Genomic DNA, 21158 nt, shown 5'->3' on the forward strand with positions numbered 1-21158 from the left:
GCCTTTTTGTCGTTCCACTGTTCCACCGCCGGCCGGGAGAGTTATGCCGCCGGGGACCGACCGACGACCCGTGCAGAAGACGGTACTCATCACCGGCTGTTCCTCGGGTATCGGACGCGCCGCGGCGCACGCGTTCCTTGACGAGGGGTGGACCGTGTACGCGACCGCGCGGAACCCTGCGGACATCGAGACGCTCGGCGAGGCCGGCTGCGAGCTGGCGACGCTCGATGTCACGGACCAGAGCGACGTGGACCGCGTCGTCGACCGCATCTTGGACGAGGAGGGCGCGATCGACGCCGTGGTCAACAACGCCGGCTACGGCCAGTTCGGCCCGGTCGAGGACGTGCCGACCGCGAAGGTCCACGAGCAGTTCGACGTGAACGTGTATGGTCCCCATCGACTCATCAAGGCCGTCCTGCCCGGGATGCGTCGCGAGCGCGACGGGACGATCGTCAACGTCTCGTCGGTCGCCGGGCGGGTGTCGTTCCCGGGCGGCGGCGTCTACAGCGGCTCGAAGTTCGCGATCGAGGCGCTGTCGGACGCGCTTCGCAACGAGGTCGCCGAGTTCGGGATCGACGTGGTCGTCGTCGAGCCCGGCCCCGTGCGGACGAACTTCTCGAAGCGCGCCGAGCGGGAGGCGGGAGGCGGGGACGCGGACGACGAGGCGACTGAGGGATCGAGGTCGGCCGACGGCTCCGAGACGGACGACGCCGGGCTCGACCGCTCCGGCGCCTACGAGGAGTTCTACGAGATTTTCGAGGATACCCAGCTGCTCGGGGGTGACGGTCCCGGCGCGATCGAGCCCGAAGTCGTCGCCGACGCGATCGTCAACGCCGCGAGCGCAACGCAGCCACCTGCCCGCGTCCAGCCCGGCACCGCCGCCCGGATCGGCGTGCTTGCACGGTTCCTCCCCGACGCAATCCTCGATGCCGGATACGACTTCGTCCGGAAGTTCACGAGCTGACCGCTGCTCGGCGGCGGCCGACCCGGCGCTACTCGTCAGTCGGTGACGCCACCGCGAACGGGCTTTCTCCCTCCCGCCAGTCCCACCCGGGGAGCCGCGTCTGGAACCCCGCCGCGAGCGCGGCGTCGAGGTCATCGGCACCGGCCGCTCCCGCGCCGTCCGCTGTCGCGTCCTCGCTCACGTGTACGTCGACGAAATGGAACGTCGCCTGCGCGAGCAGCGAGAGGGGGCGCCCCCCAGCGATCGTCGCCGCCAACTCGCGGCCGAGAACCTCGTCGACGACAAATCCGGGGTAGTCGCCAGCGACGTCGAGGTCGCGAAGCAGGGCGACGCAGCCCGCGACGTTGACCGCGACCTCGCCGTCCGCGAACACCGCATCGACCTCGCGCCGGTACGCCTCGGGGGTGATCGGGTCCACGTCGGTCTCGAAGATCCGGCCCAGTCGTTCGCGGGTGTCGTTGATGGTGGGGACGACGACCGGTTCGCGGTCGCGGACCCACGCGTGCTCGTCTCGCACCGTCTCGGACGTGATATGCATGTACTCGCCGTTCACAGGCCGGGGGTTTGCCATTTGCGAAGGGTTTTATAACGACCGGGCTAATCATCAGCTAAGCGGGTTTTCGCTGGCTGTTCCCGCACGGAACCACCTACGGACAGTACTACCACTATGCCTACCCCGTCACGGTTGACCGTTCGACGCCGAGTCGCGTCGTGTGTCGGTATGCAACTCGACGGCGACGACAATCACGACGGCCCGCGGTGAGATATGAGTCAAGTCGATAAGCAACTCGATACCCTGAAATCAGAGATCGAACAGGAAATTCCGAACGACATTACGGTCACCGACGTGAAATACGAGGGGCCGGAGCTGGTCGTGTACACCCGCGACCCCAAGGAGTTCGCCGGCGACGGCGATCTGATCCGCCGGCTCGCCTCCAAGCTCCGGAAGCGGATCACGATCCGCCCGGACCCGAGCGCCCTCGCTCCGCCGGCGCGTGCCGAGGAGGAGGTCCGGTCGGTGATTCCGGAGGAGGCCGGCGTGACCGACCTCGATTTCCACGAGGACACCGGCGAGGTCGTCATCGAGGCCGAAAAGCCCGGCATGGTGATCGGTCGCCGCGGCTCGACGCTCCGGGAGATCACCCAGAAAGTCGGCTGGACCCCCGAGGTCGTTCGGACGCCCCCGATCGAATCCTCCACCGTCTCGAACGTGCGCGGCTTCCTGAAGAACGAACGCGAGGAGCGCCGAGACATTCTCGAACGCGTCGGCCGACAGATCCACCGCGAGGAGATGTCCGACGACGAATGGGTCCGGATCACCACGCTCGGTTGCTGTCGCGAGGTCGGCCGCGCCGCCTTCATCCTCTCGACGCCCGAGACGCGCGTCCTGATCGACTGCGGCGACAAGCCCGGCGCGGAGGGCGAGGTGCCGTACCTCCAAGTGCCCGAGGCGCTCGGCGCCGGCGCCGCGACCCTCGACGCGGTCGTGCTCACTCACGCCCACCTCGACCACTCGGCGTTCGTCCCCCTCTTGTTTAAATACGGCTACGACGGCCCGATCTACACGACTGAGCCGACCCGCGATCTCATGGGTCTGCTCACCCTCGACTACCTCGACGTCGCCGCCAAGGAGGGGCGCACGCCTCCTTACGAATCGTCGCAGGTCCGCGAGGCGATCAAACACACGATCCCGCTGGAGTACGGCGACGTAACCGACATCGCGCCGGACGTGAAGCTCACCTTCCACAACGCGGGCCACATCCTCGGCAGCTCCGTCACCCACTTCCACATCGGCGACGGCCTCTACAACGTCGCCTTCTCCGGGGACATTCACTACGAGGACACCCGCCTGTTCAACGGCGCCGTCAACGACTTCCCGCGCGTCGAAACGCTCGTCTTAGAGTCCACCTACGGCGGCCGCAACGACTACCAAACCGATCAGGCCGACTCCGAAGAGGCGCTCAAAGAGGTCATCAACGAGACGTACGACCAGGGCGGGAAGGTCGTCATCCCTGCGTTCGCCGTGGGGCGGTCTCAGGAGATCATGCTCGTCTTGGAGGAGGCGATGCGGAACGGCGATATCCCGGAGATGCCGGTCCACCTCGACGGGATGATCTGGGAGGCGACCGCGATTCACACCACCTACCCCGAGTACCTCCGAGACGACCTCCGCGACCGGATCTTCCACGACGACGAAAATCCGTTCCTGGCCGACCAGTTCAACCACATCGACGCCGGCGAGGACGAGCGACAGGACGTCGCCGACGGCGACGAGTGCATCATCATCTCCACCTCCGGGATGATCGAGGGCGGACCGATCATGTCGTGGCTCCGCCACATCGGCCCGGACCCGGACTCGAACCTCGTGTTCGTCGGATACCAGGCCCAGGGGACGCTCGGTCGCCGGATCCAGAACGGCTGGGACGAGATTCCGGTCGACGGCTGGGGCGGCGGCGGCCGCGGCGACACGCTCACCCTGCAGATGGGGACCGAGGTCGTCGACGGCTTCTCCGGCCACGCCGACCGGCAGGGGTTAGAGAACTTCGTGAAGACGATGAACCCGCGCCCCGAGAAGGTGCTCTGCGTCCACGGCGACGAGAGTTCCGTCCAAGACCTCTCGTCGGCGCTGTACCACGACTACAACATGCGGACGTTCGCGCCGAAGAATCTGGAGACGTTCCGGTTCAAGTGAAGTTTCGCCCGGCGCGACTGCTGGACGGGACCCCACCCGACCGCCCGGCGCGTTGCGCCGAGGGGAGTTTTTAAGCGCCGCCGTGGCAACGCTCCGCTCATGCACATCGCGCTCATCGCCCACGACGAGCTGAAAGACGAGATGGTCGAGTTCGTCACCGCCCATGCCGACGCGCTCAGCGAGTGCGAACTCGTCACCACCGGAACGACGGGGAAACGCATCGCCGACGAGACGGGACTGGCGGTGAACCGACAGGCCTCCGGACCGCTCGGCGGCGACCTGCAGATCGGCGCGAAGATCGCCGACGGAGCGATCGACGGCGTCGTCTTCCTCCGCGATCCGCTCACCGCACAGGCTCACGAGCCCGATATCTCCGCGCTCCTGCGGGTCTGCGACGTGAAAGACGTCCCGCTCGCGACGAACGTCGCCTCCGCGGAGCTGCTCGTCGACGGGCTCCTCGACGAGGCGTAACGACGGGAGCAGCGCACCGGTCCGTCCCCTCATTTTGAGTATCAGTTCGGATAACCGACCCCGCGCCGTTTTTACCCGTCCGGGCGTACCCCCCGTCGATGACGTGTCGCTCTCGGACCGGGCTCGTCGCCCTCACCACGCTTTCTGTCGCGCTCCTGCTCGTCTCGGCGACCGTCGTGAGCGGGGCGTTCGTCGGCGGCGCGGCGGCAACACCGAGCGGCAGCAGCGCAGCGGCGGACGGCGCTCTGGGCGACGGATCCGACGCCACCGACGACCGGGTCGATCCCCCGACCCGCTGTTTCGCTGGCGAGGGGTATCCGATCTCGATCGGTGACGGCGGGGCAGCGATCGAGGCGCTCGTCCACCTCTCCGTGTTGACCGATCCGACCGCCGGCAACGAGTTCGGACTGGAGGCGGCGGGAACGCTTGACGGCGAGCCGATCGTGACGCTCGGCGCCGGCGTCAGGCTGACCGCGCGGGAGGCCATCGCGAACGGTGTCGACCCGTTCGCGGCGTTTGACGTGCTGTACGCCTACGAACTTCGGCTCCCGATGTTCGACGGATCGATCGGCGACTCCGAGTATCGCGACGAGGGGTCGCCGATCGACTCGGGCGCGGGCGCGGTTCCGTGTTAGCCGGACGCAGTCGTTTATAACTCCGCTTCGCTGCGGTCGTCGGGTGACTCCATCCCGCGAACGATCCCCAACAGTTCTCGACGCGCGTCGCTCGGGCTCTCTCCGGGCGGGTACGACGCCTCGTCGAGGGGGTACGCGCCCCCGCCGAGTAGATACTCGCCGGCCGTCCAGACCGCGAGTAGCGCCTCGACCGGTACACGTCTGTCCCCGGAGCCGACGCCTGTGACGCCGCGGAACGTCGAGAGCGTCGCGCGCGACGCCTTCGGATCGTCGACCGCGATCTCTCGGTCGCCGCGGTGTTCGATGTCCTCGATGTCGCGCTCTGCGAGGCGGTCGCGGAACCCCGAGCGCGCTCGGCGCTCGACGAGCGCGGTGAGGGCCGGGTTCGGCGCGGTCGCCGGGCGGATCCGCAGGCGACTCGCGAAGCAGAACGGACGCGGGGGCTCCGTGGCGTCGCGCTCGTACCGGACGGTACTCGCGTCGACCGAGACAAAGCCGGCGGTGAACGCTCGTTCCGTCGTCTCGTCGATACACTGCCAGCCGTCGAGGCGCGCGCGGGGGACGACGGGCGGGTCCATGGACGACGATTCTCCGTCGAGGTACGTAAAAGGAAACGACGATCAGCGGATTGTGGCGGCTCCGAGCGCGCTCAGTGGTCGTCTTCGCGCCACTTGTGCTCGCATTCGGTACAGACGAAGAATCGGGTCTCGGACTCGTCGGCCGACCGGATCTGCTGCATGTACCAGTACGCGCGGTCGTTCCCGCACTCCGGGCAGTGGGCTGTCGTCTTCGGGAGTCCTTTGTCCTCCGCGTCGCTCACGTCGATGACCTCCGACTCGACCTGCGATTCGGTGGTCCACTCGTCGTCGCCGTTGTCGCGGCCGAGCTCGTTACCACAATCCTCAGAGCTACACACCCAGTGGTCCTCGCCCTCGCCGGACTTCATCATCGATCCGCACTCGTCGCAGAACTTCATGGCGGAACCAACCGCGGATCGTATATAAACAGCGGGATCGCGGGCCGAGGGGCGACAGCTTCGCGCGACTGCGCTCACTCCTTGCCGTCGACGTGTTCGGCGAGCGCGAACCGGACGCGATCCTCGTCGCTTCCTTTCGTCTCCCGACCGGTGACGACGATCGGGCCGATCTCGGCAGTGTTCGCGACGTGCGTCCCGGCGCAGGCGGTGCGGTCGTACGGTTCCTTGTTACCATCGTCCCCATCATCGCCATCGTTGCCATCCGTTCCTCTCGCCGCGCCAATCTCGACGATCCGGAGTTCCGAGATCGAGTCGGGGAGCAGGTCGATTCGGGTGCGGTCGGTGTCGAGTGTCGCCTCCGCCTCTTCGCGATTCATCGTGTAGCTCGTCACCGGGCGCTCGTCAGCCACGAGCTCGTTGAGCCGGGTTTCGATCTGCACGAGGTCGCCGTCGTCGAAGCGCTCGTACGCCGCGTCGAGGTGCGCGTGGTCGTCGTAGAGCTGATTGCCCGTCGTCGACGCGTCGAACTCCGCCAAAAGCAGCGCCGAGAGCAAGTGCTGTGCGGTGTGGTACCGAGAGTGGGCCCGGCGCCGCGCCGCGTCGATCTCGCCCACGACGACTGTCCCGGGTTCGAGGGGTGCGACGGTATCGGTCGCCGAGTCGTCGCCGGCCCCAGAAGCTCCGTCTCCTGCCGGTTCGAGGGTGTGATACACGGTGTCCTTCTTCTCGACGTCGACGACCCGCCAGCGTCGATCAGCGTCGTCGCCGTCAGCGACACCGTCACCGTCGGCCATCTCCGCATCCGCGACCCGGAGCGTCCCCGTGTCGTGGGGCTGTCCCCCGCCCGTGGGGTAGAAATGGGTCTGGTCGAGGACGACCCGGTCGTCGAGCACGCGCTCGACGGTCGCCTCGAAGGTCGTCACCGTGTCGTCCGCGAGGTACAGCTCCTCGGTCATACCCGGACGGTGCGGCGCTGCAGGCTTAGGTGATGCGTTCGGAAAATGCGACGGCGTTCCGATCAGCGCTGGAGCCGGATGTTGACGGCGCCGTCGGGGATGAACACCTCGTCGCTGTGATCGAGATCCGCGACGACCGTGCCGTTAGCCGTGTCTGTCGCGGACTCGTTCACCGAGAACCCGTGCGTCTGCTCGAAGTACCGGCGCCACGCGGTCGCGTACGCCGACTCGATTCGGAGGTCGAAGGGGCCGTCGTCGGCGTCAGCGTCGGCGACCTGAACGAGCTCCGGCCGGGAGGTTCGGTCCACCGCGACCTGCACAGTCCCGTCCCGCTCGATGGTGTCCGGACCGAGCGGGTAGAGCCGGACGATCGGGAGTGTCGTTCGGCCGTCGGCCGCGACGAACCGCGGCTCCGAGCGCATCGCCGCCCCGCCGCCGTCGCTTCGGAACCACGCCCCGCCCTCGTACGCGATGGTCGTGTCCCCGTTCGCGTACGTCAGGGAGCGGAACTCGAACCCTCTGACCACCCCGTCAGACGCGTTTCGTAGCTCCACAGTGGTCGTCTCCGCGACCGACAGGGTCCCGCCACTGAGCCGGATCTCCGTCGAACGGCTCGGGTCGCCATACCGCTGGACATCCCGGAGGTTGTCGTCGAACACGTCGAAGGCACGCTCGACGTTCGCGACGCGTTCAGCTTCTTGTCTGTCCTCGAGACCCGTGATACCGACCGCGAACACCGTTCCGATCGTCATCGTGACGAGCGAGAACACCAGCACGTAACCGACGACGTTGCTCACGCCCCGCTCATCGCCCGCGAACGCGGAGAGTCCGCCGTCGCCGATCGAAACAGTCGGTCGTCTCCGGTCGGTCATCGTTCGACCACCGTCAGATTTCCGGTGCCCCCGGCGCCGTGGTCGTACTCGATCCGGATCGGCCCGCCGCGAACGCTCGCCGGCGTGACGTTCAGTCGTGCCGCGTGAGGGATTTCCAGCGTCGCCTCCGGGTGGTTCGTCCGCAGCGTCACGGCGTCGTTATCGACCGTGATCCGGTAGGGAATCCCCGCGACTCGGGTCGGGAGATCGACGGCGACCGAGACGGAGGCGTTCGTCGCGCCGGCCGCGTTCGACCGATCGGCCTCCGCCGCGCGGGCAAGCCGGTCGGCGCTCTCGACGTTCGCGGCCGTGGTCTGCCCGAGGACAGAGAGGTCTCCTCGAACGGCCCGGTCCGTCTGCGAATCGACGACGCCGCCGACGCCGATGACGACCCCTGAGAGCAACACCGCCCCGATCGCGAGCGTCAGGACGTAGCCGACGGTGACGCTCACGCCGCGCTCGTCGCTCAGGAGGCGTTTTCTTCCCGATCCACGGCGCTCACGCATTGGGCTCACCCGGGACGACCCGAACGTCGGTCTCGAACCGAAGCTCCGCGGTCCGGTAGCGGAGGCCGATCGTCGCCTCGTACACTGCCGGTTGTCGCCCCCCCGTGAGGTTGGTGGTGACAGTGTCCCCTGAGACGGCGCGCACGGTCGCAGCCGCCTCGCCGGCGGCAGCGTTCGCGCTCATGAGGGTGATGTCGTAGGCGTCGTCTGGTGCAACGAGAGCTGTCGGCCAGATCCCCGGACAGGACCGGCCTCCGAGCCGTTCGCCGGTCAGGTCGACGGCGACGCGGTCGCGTCCGTCGGGCGGCGTCTCGCACCAGACTGTCGGCTCGCCGCTGTTGTCGCCGACCGCGACGGTGACGTTTCCGTCGGTGCCGTTGTACACGTACACCTGATGGGTTCCGCCGGTCGAGTCGTTGAGTTCGACGTGGAACGCGTTGTCGACGGCGCCGGATGCGTTCGTCTCGACGAGCGATCCGGGGTCGACATCGAGGACGAAGCCGCGGGTTCGGTCGACATCGGCTGCGAGGGTCGACGCGTTCGGGTCGACCGCAGCCATGTCGGTGGTGATTCGGCTTCCGTTCCGAATCTCCAACAGCTCGATCCGCGCCACGCCGCCACGTTCCGCGTACGATCGGGAGGCCTCCCTGTCGAGATCTTTGACGCCATTTCGGACCGTCTCGGCGGCGTCAGCGTGGTCGGTCGGTCCCGCGCGGTTGGTCGCATCGAGCAGTTCGCCGGTCCCGTCGACCGCGGTCGCCCTCACCTCCAGTGCCTCGCCGTCGGCGGACTCGATCCCCCGAGTCGCGACGTTCTCGCTGTAGATGGTCGCGTTCAAAAGCACCACCAGCGTCACGAGCGAGACCGCCATCACCAGCCCCGCGACGAGCAGGAGTTGTGCGCGGTCGGCATTGCTGGTGTCTTCCCCACCGAAGAGGCGGTCGCCGTCCGGCGGGCCGATGCTCACATCCGCCATACGACGATGCGCACCTCCACGTAAGCGAACAGCGGACCCGACCCGGTCTCGGTCGCGTAGAACGCCCCCGTATCGGTTCCGCCGGCCAGCCCCCGAAGCGTCGACTCCTCGTACCCCGGGGTGGTCAGGTTCATGTCGTCAGTGAGCACGATCGTTCGGGTTGCGCTCACCGCGTTGTTGCTCGGTGAGCCCATATCGATCAGTGATGTCGTGTTCCGTTCCGTTCGGTCTGTGGTGTTGTAGTGGCGGAGATCCACGTTGACGGCGATCTGTCGGTCGACAAGTGTCCGGTTTAGTGCCTCGCCGAACCCGCCGAGCGGGGCGACGAATCCGTTCGGACCTGCGGCCCGGGGATAGCCTTCGCCGTCGACCTCCGGCGGACTCGACGCGAACGTCTCGTTCTCCGGATTCCAGTGGAGTATCGCGGCCTCTAGGTCACCGTTCTCGGCGCTCGTTGCCAACAGGTCGGTCGCGACCGCCCGCTGTTGATTCTCGATGTGCTGGTTCGACGTGCTGGCCGACAAGGGCGTCACCGCAGTCGCCTGCAAGGCGAACGTGAGCGCCGCAACGAGTAGGATCGCCGCCGCGAACGCCTCTAGCGTGTGCGCCTGTGCCCGGTCGTCTGTCGTCCTCATAATCACCACACCCGCACCGTCAGTCGGTACTGCGTCCCGCCGATCGAGACGAGTCGCTGTGAGACGGTGACATCTTTGCCGGCCGCGTCGCTCGGATCGGCGGTGGTTCGGTCGGGCTCGACCTCGAACCGCCCGTGACGCGTCGCGATCGAGAGGGTCGACGCGTTCGTGCTCGGGTTCCGCTCGTCGGGGGCGTGGATCACCACCTGCACGTCGCCGTCGATCCCGAAGTGGGCCGCCGGGCTCTCAGCGATGGCGGGGTGACAGTCAGCCTCGCTTCCGAGCGTCGCGTTCGCGCTGAGAAAGGCGACCGTACAGGCTGGCGACAGCACGCCCGGTTCCGCCGGCGACGCCGCGAGCAGGTCGCCGGCGACGCCGGCAGCGACGCGATCGCTCACCACCGGCGAGGCGGTCGCCGCCGCCGAGAAGGGATCGAAAAGCGTCGGGACGAAGGCGATCACGAACGCGAGCGTCAGCAGGAACACGCCAGCGCCGACTGTGAAGTCGATCGGGGTCTGCGCGCGGTTGCCGTTATCCCACATATATCCACACCCCCAGTGCGAGCGTCATCAGGACCACGGCGAACTTGACGCCGGAGACGATGTCGGCGTTCCGGATGTAGCCGCTGATAAACCCGGAGAGGACCGCCTGCAGCGTCACGGCGTGGAAGAACAGCATCGAGAGGACATCGGGGTCGACGCCGCCACCACCTCCGAAGCCGGCGCCGCCACCTCCGGACGCCCCGCCGCCGTCCGCCTGCGAGGAGAGATCGCCCATCACGTCGATGAACTGGGTCTGGAGAATCGCCATCACGCCCAGCAGGGTGACGTACGTCATCACGATGATCGCCACCTGCATTCGGGTCTGGGAGATCCGATTGCGCTCGATGTCGTCCTGGTTCTCGGAGGCCTGCGCCGCCGTGGTCAACACGTCCGTGATCTCTGACGACGCCTCCTGTGCCTCCGAGATGAGCTTCACCGTCCGGGCAAGCCGGGGGACCGCATACTTGTTGTTGAACTCCACCAAGGCGTCCCGCAGGCTCATCCCGTAGTTCACCTTCGCGTGGACCACCTCGAACTCCTCGGCGAGTTTTCCTGTGGAGGTCTCCGACACCGTTTCCACCGATTCGAGCAGCGTCTGCCCGGTGTCGTTTGCGGACGACAGCTTCCGGAGGCTCTCCGAGAGCTTCCCCGTGATCGCCCGCTTGGACCGCTGGCTCCACTCGTGGAACACCGCGAGCGGCGCCAGCACGAGGTACGCGGGGACGTACACCCAGACGAACGTCGCCCACACCGGACGGTTCACCCAGCCGTCGAAGGTCGTCGGTGCGTTCCCGGAGATGACTGTGACGCCGACGATGACGAGCGCGGCCGGCACAGTCAGCGCGAGCGTGTACAGCGGGTTGTCCCGGAGGAACAGGTGCGGCGCGGAGACTATCTGTTTGGTCTTGTACGTCCCCTCGCGGTTGCGGATCCGGTCGAAGACGCCGAACTGACCGACGAACGCCTCGATCAGCCCGAAGTGGAGCAGCCCCTCTTTGCTCGTCTGCCGGAGCCGATCGCTGCCGCCGTCGGGGCGGAGGTAGCCGTCGCCCGGCTCGTCCTGCTTAACGGTAGAGACGAGCACAAGGAAACCGACCCCAGTCAGCGGGATCAGGGCGTAGACGGTCGCGTACAGCAGGAAGTCGTCCGACTCGCCCATCATCCCCATGATGACGAGGATGATGATGAGAAGGAGGGGGAACAGCGACAGCGTCATGTACATCTCGCCGAACAGCTCCAGCGTCTCTAAGGTCATCTCGCGCTCCTGTTTCGACGTGCGAAGGTGCTTTTCCTTTTTGTCCTTCAGGAAGCTCTCCATATTGCCACCGGAGTTGACGATAGAGAGCATGTCCGCGAGGAACTGCGAGAGCTCGTCGGAGGGGGTCTCCATCGACTGCTGTCGGATCGCGTTCCGGTAGTCGGTCCCGAAGTACTCCGTCTCGTTGACGATGCTCTGAAACTCCTGAGACACCTCGCCGTAGGTGTCCTCCGCCGTCGCCATCGCGCGCAGGATCTCCAGCTGATTGAGCCCCCCGACCGACAGCGCGTACATGAACGACACCGAGTCGGCCAGGAGAAGATTTATCTCGCGTTCCCGTGCCGACGCCCGCGAGTAGGGGATCGCGACCACGCCGCCGAAACCGATCGCGAACCCGATCGACCCGAACACGAGCCCGCTGACGAGAACCGCGGTGGGCACGACGAGCGACCGCAGGAACGCTTTGATCGCCGGCGTCGGCGCGGGCATGCCGAGCGAGAGCGTCTCGGGGTCGATCAGCCCGAGCGAGAACGCGCCGTAGCCGGTCAGCGTTCCGAGCGCCCAGAGGGTCCCGCCGACGAGCAGGCCGACGCCCAGCGCTCTAGAGACGTACATCTCCACTTGGTCCGGCATGCGCGCCTCGGCGAGCTTGCGCTCGATGTCGCCGACGAAGTCGCCGTCCGGGTCAAAGAGCAGCTCGAAAACTGGGTAGAACAGCTCCGCGAGGAGGTTCCCGTCGACGGAGCCGTCGCCGACGCCCGTGTCGAGGCTCACGCGATCCACCCCGTTGGGACCATAGATCTACCGCTCCTCCCGGGACTCGACGGAGCCGAACCCCCAGTCGTCGATGTTGTCGGCGTTGTTCCCGTCGTCATCCTCATCCTCGCCCTCCGTGGCGGTGTCGCCTTCACCCTCATCGTCGCTCTCGGTGTCTCCACTCTCTTTCCGGGTGGCGGCGTCGCCCGCATCCTCGTCGTCGATTTTGGCATCTTCGACCCCGACCTCGACTTCGGTCACCCCGCCGTCGGCGTCCGCTCTGACACCGGAATCGGCCTGTTCCGGGTTCGGATCTGGCGCCGGATTCGGGTTCGGTCCCGGAACCGGGCCGGAATCCGGTCTCGAGTCGAGTACGTCGATCCCCTCGTCAAACGGCTCGTCGAAGTCGATCCCACCGTCTGGGTCGTCCGTGTCGTCCGCGTTTTCGCCGTCGCTGGTGTCGCCGGTGCGATCACCGTCCCGGGCGTCGCTCCCGTCGGCGAAGCTCCCTTCCGCCGTCACTCCGGCTTCGAATCCCTCGATCGGCGGCGTTGCGTCGGCGACGATGCGCCCCTCCTCAGTCTCGTCAGTTTCGTCGGTTTCGTTCGTCGCGCTCGACTCCCCGTCGAGCGCCGCGGCCTCGTCGGCCGCCTGCGCGAGCGCCTCCCGGTCGGCGACGGGTTGCGCCTCCACGTTACGGGCCGGCGCGACGTCGAGGAGGGCGTCAGCGACGGAGTCGGGCATCCGGCCGCGGTACTCCGCGAACAAGTCCTCGGCCTCCGCTAAGATCCGCTCGACCTCCTCGCGGCCCGCCTCGTCGGGATCGGGTCGCGGGACCATCTCCTCTTTGTCGCGGTCGACGTTGATCAGCACCGACTCCATCTCGCGGAGGTCCTCCAGTGACCGCTCCAGTTCCTCGTTCGCCATCAGCGCGAGCACCGTCTCCGGGTCGTTGATGAACGCCTGGAACGTCGCGGCCACCTGCGCGTAGCTGTTGAGCCCGCGATCGATGAGGTACGCTAACACGACGCGGCGCTTCCGGAGCTCCTCGTCGAGCGTCTTGCGGCTCCACCCGCGATCGAACATGATGTCTTCCAAGGTGTTCGAGTCGCCCATCTGGAGGAACTCGTCGGTCTCGGCCTGCCACTGGAACACGTCTTGGACGTTGATCTCGTCGTTCTCGGCGTCGTAGTGATTGATCTCGGTCAGCGACTTGTTCCGGCGTACCTTCTTTCCCTGTACCCGGGTCGACGTCTGGACGGAGACCAGATCGAGGGCAGTGAACATCGTTTTCGAGACGTTGATCGGCTCCGTGGTGAATCGCTTGAGCACCTCGCCGACGGTGTCGGCGTGGAACGTCGTGTAGGTGGTGTGGCCGGTCGACATCACCTGGAAGGCCGTGCGGCCCTCCTCGCCGCGGATCTCGCCCATCACGATGTAGTCGGGACGCTGACGGAGCGCGGCCTCCAGCAGGTCGAACTCGTCGATGTCGCCCTTGTCGTCGTCGGAGAAGGAGGGGCGAGTGACGGAGGCGATCCAGTTGCGCTGGGGAAGCTCGACCTCGCGGGTGTCCTCGATCGAGACGATCTTGGCGTTCGAAGGGATGAACAGCGAGACCGCGTTCAGGCTCGTCGTCTTCCCGGAGGCGGTGCCGCCCGCGAAGATCAGGCTCTTGTGGTTCTCGATGGAGAGCCACAGGAAGGCCATCTCGTCGAGCGAGAACGTCTTCCAGTTGATCAGGTCGATCGGCGTGAAGGGAATTTCGTTGAACTGCCGGATGGTGTAGTTGGTCCCGTGGTCCGAGACCTCGCGACCGAGCGTAAGCTGGGCACGGGAGCCGTCCGGGAGGGTGGCGTCCACCTGCGGGCGCCGCTTCGAGATCCCCTTTCCGGAGCGCTGCGCGAGCTTCACGACGAAGTCGTCGAGCTCGTCGGTCCCGTGGTAGACGTTGGTGATGATCTGCTCGTAGTCGGAGTGGTAGACGAAGACCGGGGAGTTGTACCCGTCACAGGAGATATCCTCGACGTTGATGTCGTACTTGATCGGGTCGATCCGCTCGTAGCCGATGAAGTCGCGCTTGAGGAAGTACAGCAGTTTCTCGACCTGATGCTTCGAGAGCGTCTCCGAGTCCTCTGCGAGCACCGCGGGCTCGGGCCGAGCGAGTATCTTCGCCGGTGCCGATTCTGACTCCGGCTCCGTCGGCGGCTCGTACCCGAGCGATTCGCTGATCCGGCCGGCGATACCCTCCGTGAGGTCGAAACCGAAGCGGTCGACGAGGTCGTCCACGAGGTCGTCGACGACCCCACGGTCGTCGTCCGTGCGCTCGTAGAGGTCGTATCGGTCGAGCAGCGTCAGCGTCTCGTCGACGATCACGCCCTCGCGGAACTCCTCGTCACCGCCCGCGATCGACTCGTCGGCGTACTTGATCGAGGTCCGGAGCTTCCCAGTGAGGAACTCGACGAGGTCGGTCTCGATCTCCGTCCGGTGCGGCTGAATCGCGTAGTACTTCACCTCGTTCTCCTTCGTCGACCGGAACACGATCACGAACGCGTACGGTTTGTTCACCCAGTACCGCTCGATCTCCCGGAAGTGAGTTTTTTTCGGCATCGGCACCGCCTTCTCCAGGTCGTATCGGTTCGCGAGGGTGGTGTGCCCCTCCTCCGTCGAGAAGAACGCGTCCTCGTCGATCTCCGGATTCACGTCGACCGTGCGCTCGTCGACCAGTTCCGCGAGGTCGGCCGCGGCGCCCCCGCCCGCCCCCAGTAGTTCCTCGGTCCGGTCGGGGTCGAACCCCAGCGCCTCGACCTTGTCGTCGTGGGTGAACTCCAGCGGCTCTTCTTCCCCTTCCTCGTTCTCCTCGGTCGGCGGGTTCCCCTCCTCGTCGAGGAAGTACTCGTCGCGGTAGTCGTCCCACGTGTAGTACCCCTTGAGCACCGGCACTTCGTAGAGGTTGTATCGAGCCGAACACAGGTCCCAGAGAACGTCTCCAACCGCCGCAGCCGCCCCGACGCGGTAGCCCGTCTCCGACGGATCGAACCCGAGGAACTCGCTCGGATCGATGTCAACCCGCGACCACTCCTCGTCAGTCGGTGTGCGGCGGGGAACCGGCTCCACGTCCTCGGCCGGGACGACCACGACCCCGGAGACGCCCGCGCCGTCGATCGAGATGCCGGGGCGAGCGTCCGGGTCGTCCGAGTCCGCACGGTCGCTTTCGGCCGATTCGTCGGCCGCTTCGGCGGTCTCATCGCTTCCGTCCTCATCGCTTCCGTCCTCATCGTCTCCTTCGCCGTCGTCTGCTTCGCCGTCTTCTTCGCCGCGATCGGTCTCGACGTCATCTTCGTCCCCTTCTACGGTCTCGTCGACGGATTCTACAGGGTCGGGAGCCACTGCCGCGGTCGAGGTCCCAGCCGGAACGACGGCCGCACCGCTGAGGACGACGTGGTCGGTCCCGATCACGACGGTGCCTGCTTCGGGCGTCCCGTGTCCCGAGACTGCGGTGTCGCCGTCGGCCGTATACGTCTCGTCGACGCCGGCGGCGCGGATCACCCGATCGACGCTGTCTTCGAAGTGAGCGTCGACGGCGGTCGCGGGGACGACCGGCTCCTCGCTGATGTCGGCGTACAGCTCGGTCGCGGCGTCGTCGCGGCCGCGGTCCCGGAGGAACGACCGCCACGAGTACCGTCCCACTGATACCGGGCGATCCGAGACCGAGGGATCGGACGGCGGCGGACCGGACGCCCGGTGATCGGACGCCGGCGATCCCGCCGTCTCGTCGGACGAGACGGGCGAGCGCTCGGCGTCCTCGGTTGTCATAAGTGCGTCCACGATTCGCCCGTTGAAAAAGGTGTCCTGCAAAACACCGCAACTGATAATCGGGTTATCAAGGCCTGTAATGCGTTTTTGCAACGATTTAAGCGGTTCACTAAATGTCAGTCGGTTATATATAAGTCGGGAGCAGGCGGAGCGACATCAGTGCGGCCAGTCGACGGTTGATCGCCGAGAGTTCAGTGGCCGCCGGAGACGAGGTGGAGCCCGACGATTCCGAAGACGATCACGGAGATAAAGAGGAGGCGAGCGCCCGTCGCCGGCTCGTCGAACAGGACGATTCCGAGCGACGCGGTCCCGACGGCGCCGATCCCGGTCCACACGGCGTAGGCGGTCCCGATAGGGAGGTCCTGTACCGCCTTCCCGAGCAACGCCATGCTGATGACGAGCGCGACGACGGTGCCTGCCGTCGGGATCGGCTCCGAAAAACCGTCAGAGTACTCGAGGCCGATCGCCCACGCGATCTCAAACAGGCCGGCGACGAAGAGGATAATCCACGACATCACGTCGGATTCGGCGACTGAGCGCACATGGCTTTCGATGTGTCCCACGGGAACTACGGCACACTCAACATACTCGCGCTCGTAGCGGGAGACAGTGAGTCGAAGTCTCGTCGCGGTGTTGTTCGGCGACCCATTCGCCGTGATGAACACGGTCGGGCTGGTCGCGTTCGCGCTCGTCGGGTCGTCGAAGGCGATCCGCGAGGAGTTCGACCTGTTCGGGATCGTCATCGTCGGGCTGGCGATGGCGTTCGCCGGCGGGGCGACCCGCGATCTTCTCGTGGCGCGGGTTCCGCTCGCGCTGCAATCCCCGATCGAGATCTGTCTGGGGCTCGTCGGCGTCGGCTTGGCGATCGGGCTGAACGTCGTGCTGTCGTCGCCGGAGACGCATCCGGTCACCCTCGTCTCGGACGCCATCGGGCTCGCGGCCTTCGCGACGGCCGGCGCGATCGTCGCGACCGAGGTCGGTGTGTCGGCGTTCGGCGTCGTGGCGATCGCGACGATCAACGCCGTCGGCGGCGGGGCGTTCGCGGACATCCTCCTCGATCGGGCTCCCTTCATCCTCTTCGAGGACTTCTACGCGAGCTGTGCGGTCCTCGGCGGGAGCGCGTACTGGGTAGTGGGAACGTTGGGTGCGACTGCCGGGACCGCCGCCGCGGCGTGCGCGGTCGTAACGGTGGGGACTCGGCTGGCCGCGGTGACGTACGGCTGGAACCTCCCGACGGCGCAGAACTTGGAACTGCAACGGAAATGACTCGATCGAGCGGAGAGGGGGCCTTTAGGTCGTCGCGGTCGAACCGGACGGTGTGACACGCTCCGATACCTCCGACTGGCTCCGGTCGCTCGGTCGGCTCCGGCGCGCGGCCGTCAGGCGGCGCGTCCGCGACGCGATCGCCGAGGAACTGCTCGGCACTCCACGGAGCCTCGCCGTCGTGCTCGGATTCACCGCGTTCATGCTCGCAGTCGGGATCGGGTACTACGCGCCGACCGCCGGCGAGGTGCCGGTCGCGCTGTGGCCGCTGTACGCGGACTCGGCCGTCGCGGTCGCGCTCGGCGGGATAGCCCTTTTAAGTCTCGTTCCGACGGTCCGCCGCGGCGATAGCGTGACCGACGCCCCGACCTCACGCGGACTCGCGTACCTCCAGACCGTCGCGTTCGTCTGGCTGGTCCAGTTCGGGCTCTGGCCGCTGATCTCGCTGAACCTCGCGTTCGGCGAGTACGTCGCGGCCCCCGACGCGTGGATCTACTACTGGGGCGTGCTCGGCACGCACCTCTGTTTCGTCGGACTCGCGCTGCTGTTCCCGGCGTTCGGTCGGACCACCCGCGGCGCGCTGGGGCTGGCGCTGGCGCTCGCCGTCGGCAACGTCGCCCTCGATTACGGCGCCGGCTACCACCCGCCGCTCCTGTACGAGCCCGGTCTCCTGCTAGCGGGCGCAACACTCGCGATCGGCGTCGGGTCGGTGTGGCTCGCGAACCGATCGTTCCGTCGGCTCGACGAGAATATTTAAAAACAGATTCGCGGTCGTGCTGTATACAGGTCGTCCTGAAGATACCGATCTTATCCAAACCGTCGTAGAGCGTCTGTTCGACAACCTCAACGGACTCTCCAAACTCAAGGAGAACGGCTACGGCGTCGGTCAGCTCAAGTGGAAGCCGCCACGAAAGTTTCGCAGTTTCACGTACAGTCAGTCTGGCTTCAAGCTCGACAAGAAGGGCGGTCAGACTGTCCTGTCGCTCTCGAAACTCGCGGACATCCCAATTCGGCTCCACCGCGCCCTCCCCGACGACACTACACTCAAACAGGTCACAGTCAAGAAGGAACCGACGGGCGAGTGGTTCGCCACGTTCGGCGTGCAAATAGACCGTGAACCGCCCGAAACCCCCGAGAATCCCGAGACGTGCGTCGGAATCGACGAGGGGATTCTCAAGTATGCCCACGACACGGATGGAACCGCCGTGGGGTCGCTCGATCTCTCCGTCGAGCGTGACCGCTTGGAGCGCGAGCAACGGAAGCTCTCACGCAAGCAACACGGGTCGAACAATTACGAGAAGCAACGACGGCGCGTCGCGAAGTATCACGCTGATCTGCGGCGGAAACGCCGCGACTTCTTGCACAAACTCTCGGCGTACTACGCGCGGGAGTACGATCTCGTGGCGGTCGAAGATCTGAACGTGAAGGAGATGATGGAATCGCCGTCGAACAGCCGCAACACCGCGTCTGCCGCGTGGCGAACGTTCCTCTCGTTGCTCGAATACAAGTGCAAGCGAGAGAGGACGCATTTCGTGGCGGTCAACCCGAGAGGGACGACCAAGGAGTGTGCGTCCTGCGGCGTCTCGACGGAGAAGCCATTGTGGGTCCGTGGACATTCCTGTCCCGCGTGCGGTTTCGAGGCGGACAGGGACGCGAACGCGGCGTGGAACATTCTTTCTGGCGGCCTCGAAGATATAGGAGTGGGACACTCCGAATCACCGTCCTCAGAATCGCGAAGCGATTCTGATGTGCGGACGAGAGCTTTGCTCTCGTCAACGCCTGTGGAGACTGCGCTCCCTGTGGATACGCCCGTATCTGCAAAGCACGTCGTGGAAACAGGAAGCCCTACCCTCGAGGAGCGAACGACATCAGCCGTGAGCGAGTAGGGTAGGGTAGTTCACTAGAGTATATGCTCCAGGGCTATTCTCCGTGGTAAGTGCAATCCAGACGAGAGCGCATATCGCGAGCGGCAGCGCTCTCTTCATGACCCCAGATCGGGTGAAAAATGCAGGTTACTGAGGATCAGGGCGGATGAAAATCAAGCAGAACCTGGATCGAACACCCAAATCATGTTGTTCTCGTGACCACGATTACCCGTATCCTCGCCAATGACGACCCGTCCGTCGTCCATGACAACGATGTTGTCAGGTTCGGCAATCGTGTTCTCCACGTCGAGTGAGGTTTGCCCACTCATGGCCATCGATTTTGCCAGATTCATCGTGCCCTTTAAACGACCTTGGTCTTCGTCGTCCTTTGTCGGGTTGAACGCGCACGATTGGCACGCCTTGTCGTTAGCGTTCGGATTCGCGTCGTAGGGACAGCCACCACAGATATTGGCCTCCGGCCCACCGGTGACGATCGGCTCCATCTCGCTGATGTCGTAATCGCTCTCCAGTGGCATTCGGTAGACGGCACCCCATTCGTCGCCGTTAAGCTGGATGTCGCCCTCGTCGTCGCCCATCGTTCGGTTGGTGTTCGACATGGCGACGTACATGTAGTCCTCGCCCGCTTCGGCACCGCGCCGGATGTTGATCCCCTCCATCTTGCGGAATTCCGTCGTTGCGCCTTTCCGCATTGCGGCCTGTCGACACTGGAGGAAGGCGACGCGGTCGTCGTCTGCGTCCCCTGCGGCCCACTCGTCCATCTCCCCTTCGGAGATATACGAGTTCTCACCGTCCTCGTAGTCCGCCTGGGTGATGTCGTCGTACTCGGCAATCCACTTCTCGATTTCCTCGTCGCTGGCGTGCCCGAGTTCGATCCACTCGATGCCGAAGCTGACCTTGTCGGGATCGCCGCCGAGCGGTCCCTTTTGAGTGGCCTTCGCAGCGTATAGCGTTCCTGAGGAAAGGTCACCCTTCTCGTCGGCGACAAATTTGTAGAAGCCACGGGCGGTCCCGTCGGAGGTGGTGTAGGCGGTCTTCTCGTCCGGCATGACGACCGCGTTCTCGTGCGTCGAGCGACCGAGTGCGAACCGCTTCTCGGGTATCGGCTCCTCGCTTTCCGGCTCTTTCAGTTCGACGATGTACCCGTAGCGGTACGGGTTCGGGAACTTATCGGCAAAGATGCCGTCATCGTTTCGTTCGTGGCCGAGGTGCCGTGCAAGCCGCTCGACACCGCCTTTGTATTGCCAGTCAGGGTTGTTCCACACCGGCGTATCCGGAATGGAGTAGTTCTCCTCGGAGGTCAGCGGGGTGCCCCACGGAGAGACGGTCCCGAAGCAGTTGACCCAGGTTCCTTCCACGGCGGAAAAGTCGAGATTCTCCATGCCGAGAACCCGCCACGTGCCGTTACGGCCGTTCTGCTGCAGGTGAACTCGCGTCATCGCTCCCGGACGGTGTTCCCAGTTGGTGAACAGGTAGCCTTCGTCGGGTTCCTCGCTCGATGGGACGTAGCCGTTGAAATCGGGGTTGATCTGTCCGGTGAGCGAGTCGCCCTCAGGTGTGTAGACCGATCCCAGTTCCTCGCCGTCGTCGGTCTCGTCGCCGCCGGTCGCAAGCCGCTGATAGTCACCCAGTGCCGTCCGCACCCGCTGGTCGTACGGCTCGGGTACTCCGTCGCCGTCGTCGCTGTAATCGTCGTCGTCTCCCTCGGGAATCTGGACGCTCTGGAAATCCCTGGGGAGCTGGTTCATGTCTACTCCCGTGACTGCGCCGAGAATTCCCGGTTCGTCCTCCCCGTCGAGGTTCGCGTCCGGGTGCTGGACGTTGAAGAAGAACCGCCCGTCCTCGGTGATGAACATGCCAGTGATCTCAGCACCGATGATGGTCGTCGCAAAGCGGTTGAGCGTCGCTCCTTCCTGTTCGATGCCGTGGCCTTGGCCTTCTGCCTCTTTGCCAGCCACAC

The 21158-nt window shown here is 65.7% G+C and carries 19 protein-coding genes and 1 pseudogene; 7 read left to right on the forward strand and 13 right to left on the reverse strand.

What is annotated here, in order from left to right:
- Nucleotides 1–43: 43 nt before the first annotated feature.
- Nucleotides 44–964, forward strand: a complete 921-nt coding sequence (locus tag HLAC_RS04760) for an SDR family oxidoreductase (protein ID WP_015909710.1) — start codon at nucleotides 44–46, stop codon at nucleotides 962–964.
- 28 nt (nucleotides 965–992) lie between these two features.
- Here HLAC_RS04760 and HLAC_RS04765 read toward each other — a convergent pair whose 3' ends face one another.
- The gene (locus tag HLAC_RS04765; protein WP_049933270.1) at nucleotides 993–1502 is read right to left on the reverse strand and encodes a DUF7984 family protein; all 510 of its coding nucleotides are present in this window, start codon (nucleotides 1500–1502) and stop codon (nucleotides 993–995) included.
- 228 nt (nucleotides 1503–1730) lie between these two features.
- On the opposite strand from HLAC_RS04765, the gene HLAC_RS04770 reads away from it, so the two are divergent.
- The 3 genes from HLAC_RS04770 (at nucleotide 1731) to HLAC_RS04780 (ending at nucleotide 4762) form a co-directional block, all read left to right on the forward strand.
- Nucleotides 1731–3656, forward strand: a complete 1926-nt coding sequence (locus HLAC_RS04770) for a beta-CASP ribonuclease aCPSF1 (RefSeq protein ID WP_015909712.1) — start codon at nucleotides 1731–1733, stop codon at nucleotides 3654–3656.
- A 99-nt stretch (nucleotides 3657–3755) separates the two neighbouring features.
- Nucleotides 3756–4127: a methylglyoxal synthase gene (locus tag HLAC_RS04775; protein WP_015909713.1), complete on the forward strand. Its 372-nt coding sequence runs from the start codon at nucleotides 3756–3758 to the stop codon at nucleotides 4125–4127.
- 98 nt (nucleotides 4128–4225) lie between these two features.
- Nucleotides 4226–4762, forward strand: a complete 537-nt coding sequence (locus HLAC_RS04780) for a DUF7332 family protein (protein ID WP_015909714.1) — start codon at nucleotides 4226–4228, stop codon at nucleotides 4760–4762.
- A 14-nt stretch (nucleotides 4763–4776) separates the two neighbouring features.
- On the opposite strand, the gene HLAC_RS04785 is transcribed toward HLAC_RS04780, so the two are convergent.
- From HLAC_RS04785 to sugE, 11 genes are all read right to left on the reverse strand, one after another.
- Nucleotides 4777–5340: a DUF6517 family protein gene (locus tag HLAC_RS04785; protein WP_015909715.1), complete on the reverse strand. Its 564-nt coding sequence runs from the start codon at nucleotides 5338–5340 to the stop codon at nucleotides 4777–4779.
- A gap of 71 nt (nucleotides 5341–5411) precedes the next feature.
- On the reverse strand, nucleotides 5412–5738 hold the full coding sequence (locus HLAC_RS04790) for a transcription factor S (RefSeq protein WP_015909716.1): 327 nt from the start codon (nucleotides 5736–5738) through the stop codon (nucleotides 5412–5414).
- Between the two features lie 74 nt (nucleotides 5739–5812).
- Nucleotides 5813–6694 carry an alanyl-tRNA editing protein gene (locus tag HLAC_RS04795; protein WP_015909717.1) on the reverse strand — a complete coding sequence of 294 codons (882 nt, stop codon included), beginning with the start codon at nucleotides 6692–6694 and terminating at the stop codon, nucleotides 5813–5815.
- A gap of 62 nt (nucleotides 6695–6756) precedes the next feature.
- Complete coding sequence (locus HLAC_RS04800) at nucleotides 6757–7566, reverse strand: DUF7289 family protein (protein ID WP_015909718.1); 810 nt, start codon at nucleotides 7564–7566, stop codon at nucleotides 6757–6759.
- Nucleotides 7563–8018 carry a DUF7266 family protein gene (locus HLAC_RS04805; RefSeq protein ID WP_241211139.1) on the reverse strand — a complete coding sequence of 152 codons (456 nt, stop codon included), beginning with the start codon at nucleotides 8016–8018 and terminating at the stop codon, nucleotides 7563–7565. The genes HLAC_RS04800 and HLAC_RS04805 overlap by 4 nt, the downstream gene beginning before the upstream one ends.
- 46 nt (nucleotides 8019–8064) lie before the next feature.
- Nucleotides 8065–9048 carry a DUF7261 family protein gene (locus HLAC_RS04810; RefSeq protein WP_015909720.1) on the reverse strand — a complete coding sequence of 328 codons (984 nt, stop codon included), beginning with the start codon at nucleotides 9046–9048 and terminating at the stop codon, nucleotides 8065–8067.
- The gene (locus HLAC_RS04815) at nucleotides 9036–9683 is read right to left on the reverse strand and encodes a DUF7288 family protein (RefSeq protein ID WP_015909721.1); all 648 of its coding nucleotides are present in this window, start codon (nucleotides 9681–9683) and stop codon (nucleotides 9036–9038) included. The genes HLAC_RS04810 and HLAC_RS04815 overlap by 13 nt, the downstream gene beginning before the upstream one ends.
- A gap of 2 nt (nucleotides 9684–9685) precedes the next feature.
- The gene (locus tag HLAC_RS04820; protein WP_015909722.1) at nucleotides 9686–10225 is read right to left on the reverse strand and encodes a DUF7287 family protein; all 540 of its coding nucleotides are present in this window, start codon (nucleotides 10223–10225) and stop codon (nucleotides 9686–9688) included.
- Nucleotides 10215–12257: a type II secretion system F family protein gene (locus HLAC_RS04825; RefSeq protein ID WP_015909723.1), complete on the reverse strand. Its 2043-nt coding sequence runs from the start codon at nucleotides 12255–12257 to the stop codon at nucleotides 10215–10217. The genes HLAC_RS04820 and HLAC_RS04825 overlap by 11 nt, the downstream gene beginning before the upstream one ends.
- 27 nt (nucleotides 12258–12284) lie before the next feature.
- On the reverse strand, nucleotides 12285–16052 hold the full coding sequence (locus HLAC_RS04830) for an ATPase, T2SS/T4P/T4SS family (RefSeq protein WP_015909724.1): 3768 nt from the start codon (nucleotides 16050–16052) through the stop codon (nucleotides 12285–12287).
- Between the two features lie 191 nt (nucleotides 16053–16243).
- Nucleotides 16244–16567 carry a quaternary ammonium compound efflux SMR transporter SugE gene (gene sugE / locus HLAC_RS04835; protein WP_015909725.1) on the reverse strand — a complete coding sequence of 108 codons (324 nt, stop codon included), beginning with the start codon at nucleotides 16565–16567 and terminating at the stop codon, nucleotides 16244–16246.
- Between the two features lie 142 nt (nucleotides 16568–16709).
- On the opposite strand from sugE, the gene HLAC_RS04840 reads away from it, so the two are divergent.
- From HLAC_RS04840 to HLAC_RS04850, 3 genes and pseudogenes are all read left to right on the forward strand, one after another.
- The gene (locus HLAC_RS04840; RefSeq protein ID WP_015909726.1) at nucleotides 16710–17318 is read left to right on the forward strand and encodes a trimeric intracellular cation channel family protein; all 609 of its coding nucleotides are present in this window, start codon (nucleotides 16710–16712) and stop codon (nucleotides 17316–17318) included.
- Between the two features lie 52 nt (nucleotides 17319–17370).
- On the forward strand, nucleotides 17371–18072 hold the full coding sequence (locus HLAC_RS04845) for a DUF1405 domain-containing protein (protein ID WP_015909727.1): 702 nt from the start codon (nucleotides 17371–17373) through the stop codon (nucleotides 18070–18072).
- Between the two features lie 49 nt (nucleotides 18073–18121).
- Nucleotides 18122–19201, forward strand: a pseudogene (locus HLAC_RS04850) (RNA-guided endonuclease InsQ/TnpB family protein); the annotation flags it as partial.
- Nucleotides 19202–19353: 152 nt separating this feature from the next.
- On the opposite strand, the gene HLAC_RS04855 reads toward HLAC_RS04850, so the two are convergent.
- Nucleotides 19354–21156, reverse strand: coding sequence for an alkaline phosphatase PhoX (locus HLAC_RS04855; protein WP_197690631.1), 1803 nt, complete (start codon nucleotides 21154–21156; stop codon nucleotides 19354–19356).
- Nucleotides 21157–21158: the final 2 nt, after the last annotated feature.

The sequence above is a fragment of the Halorubrum lacusprofundi ATCC 49239 genome, from assembly GCF_000022205.1.
In the GTDB taxonomy this organism is placed as follows: Archaea; Halobacteriota; Halobacteria; order Halobacteriales; family Haloferacaceae; genus Halorubrum; species Halorubrum lacusprofundi.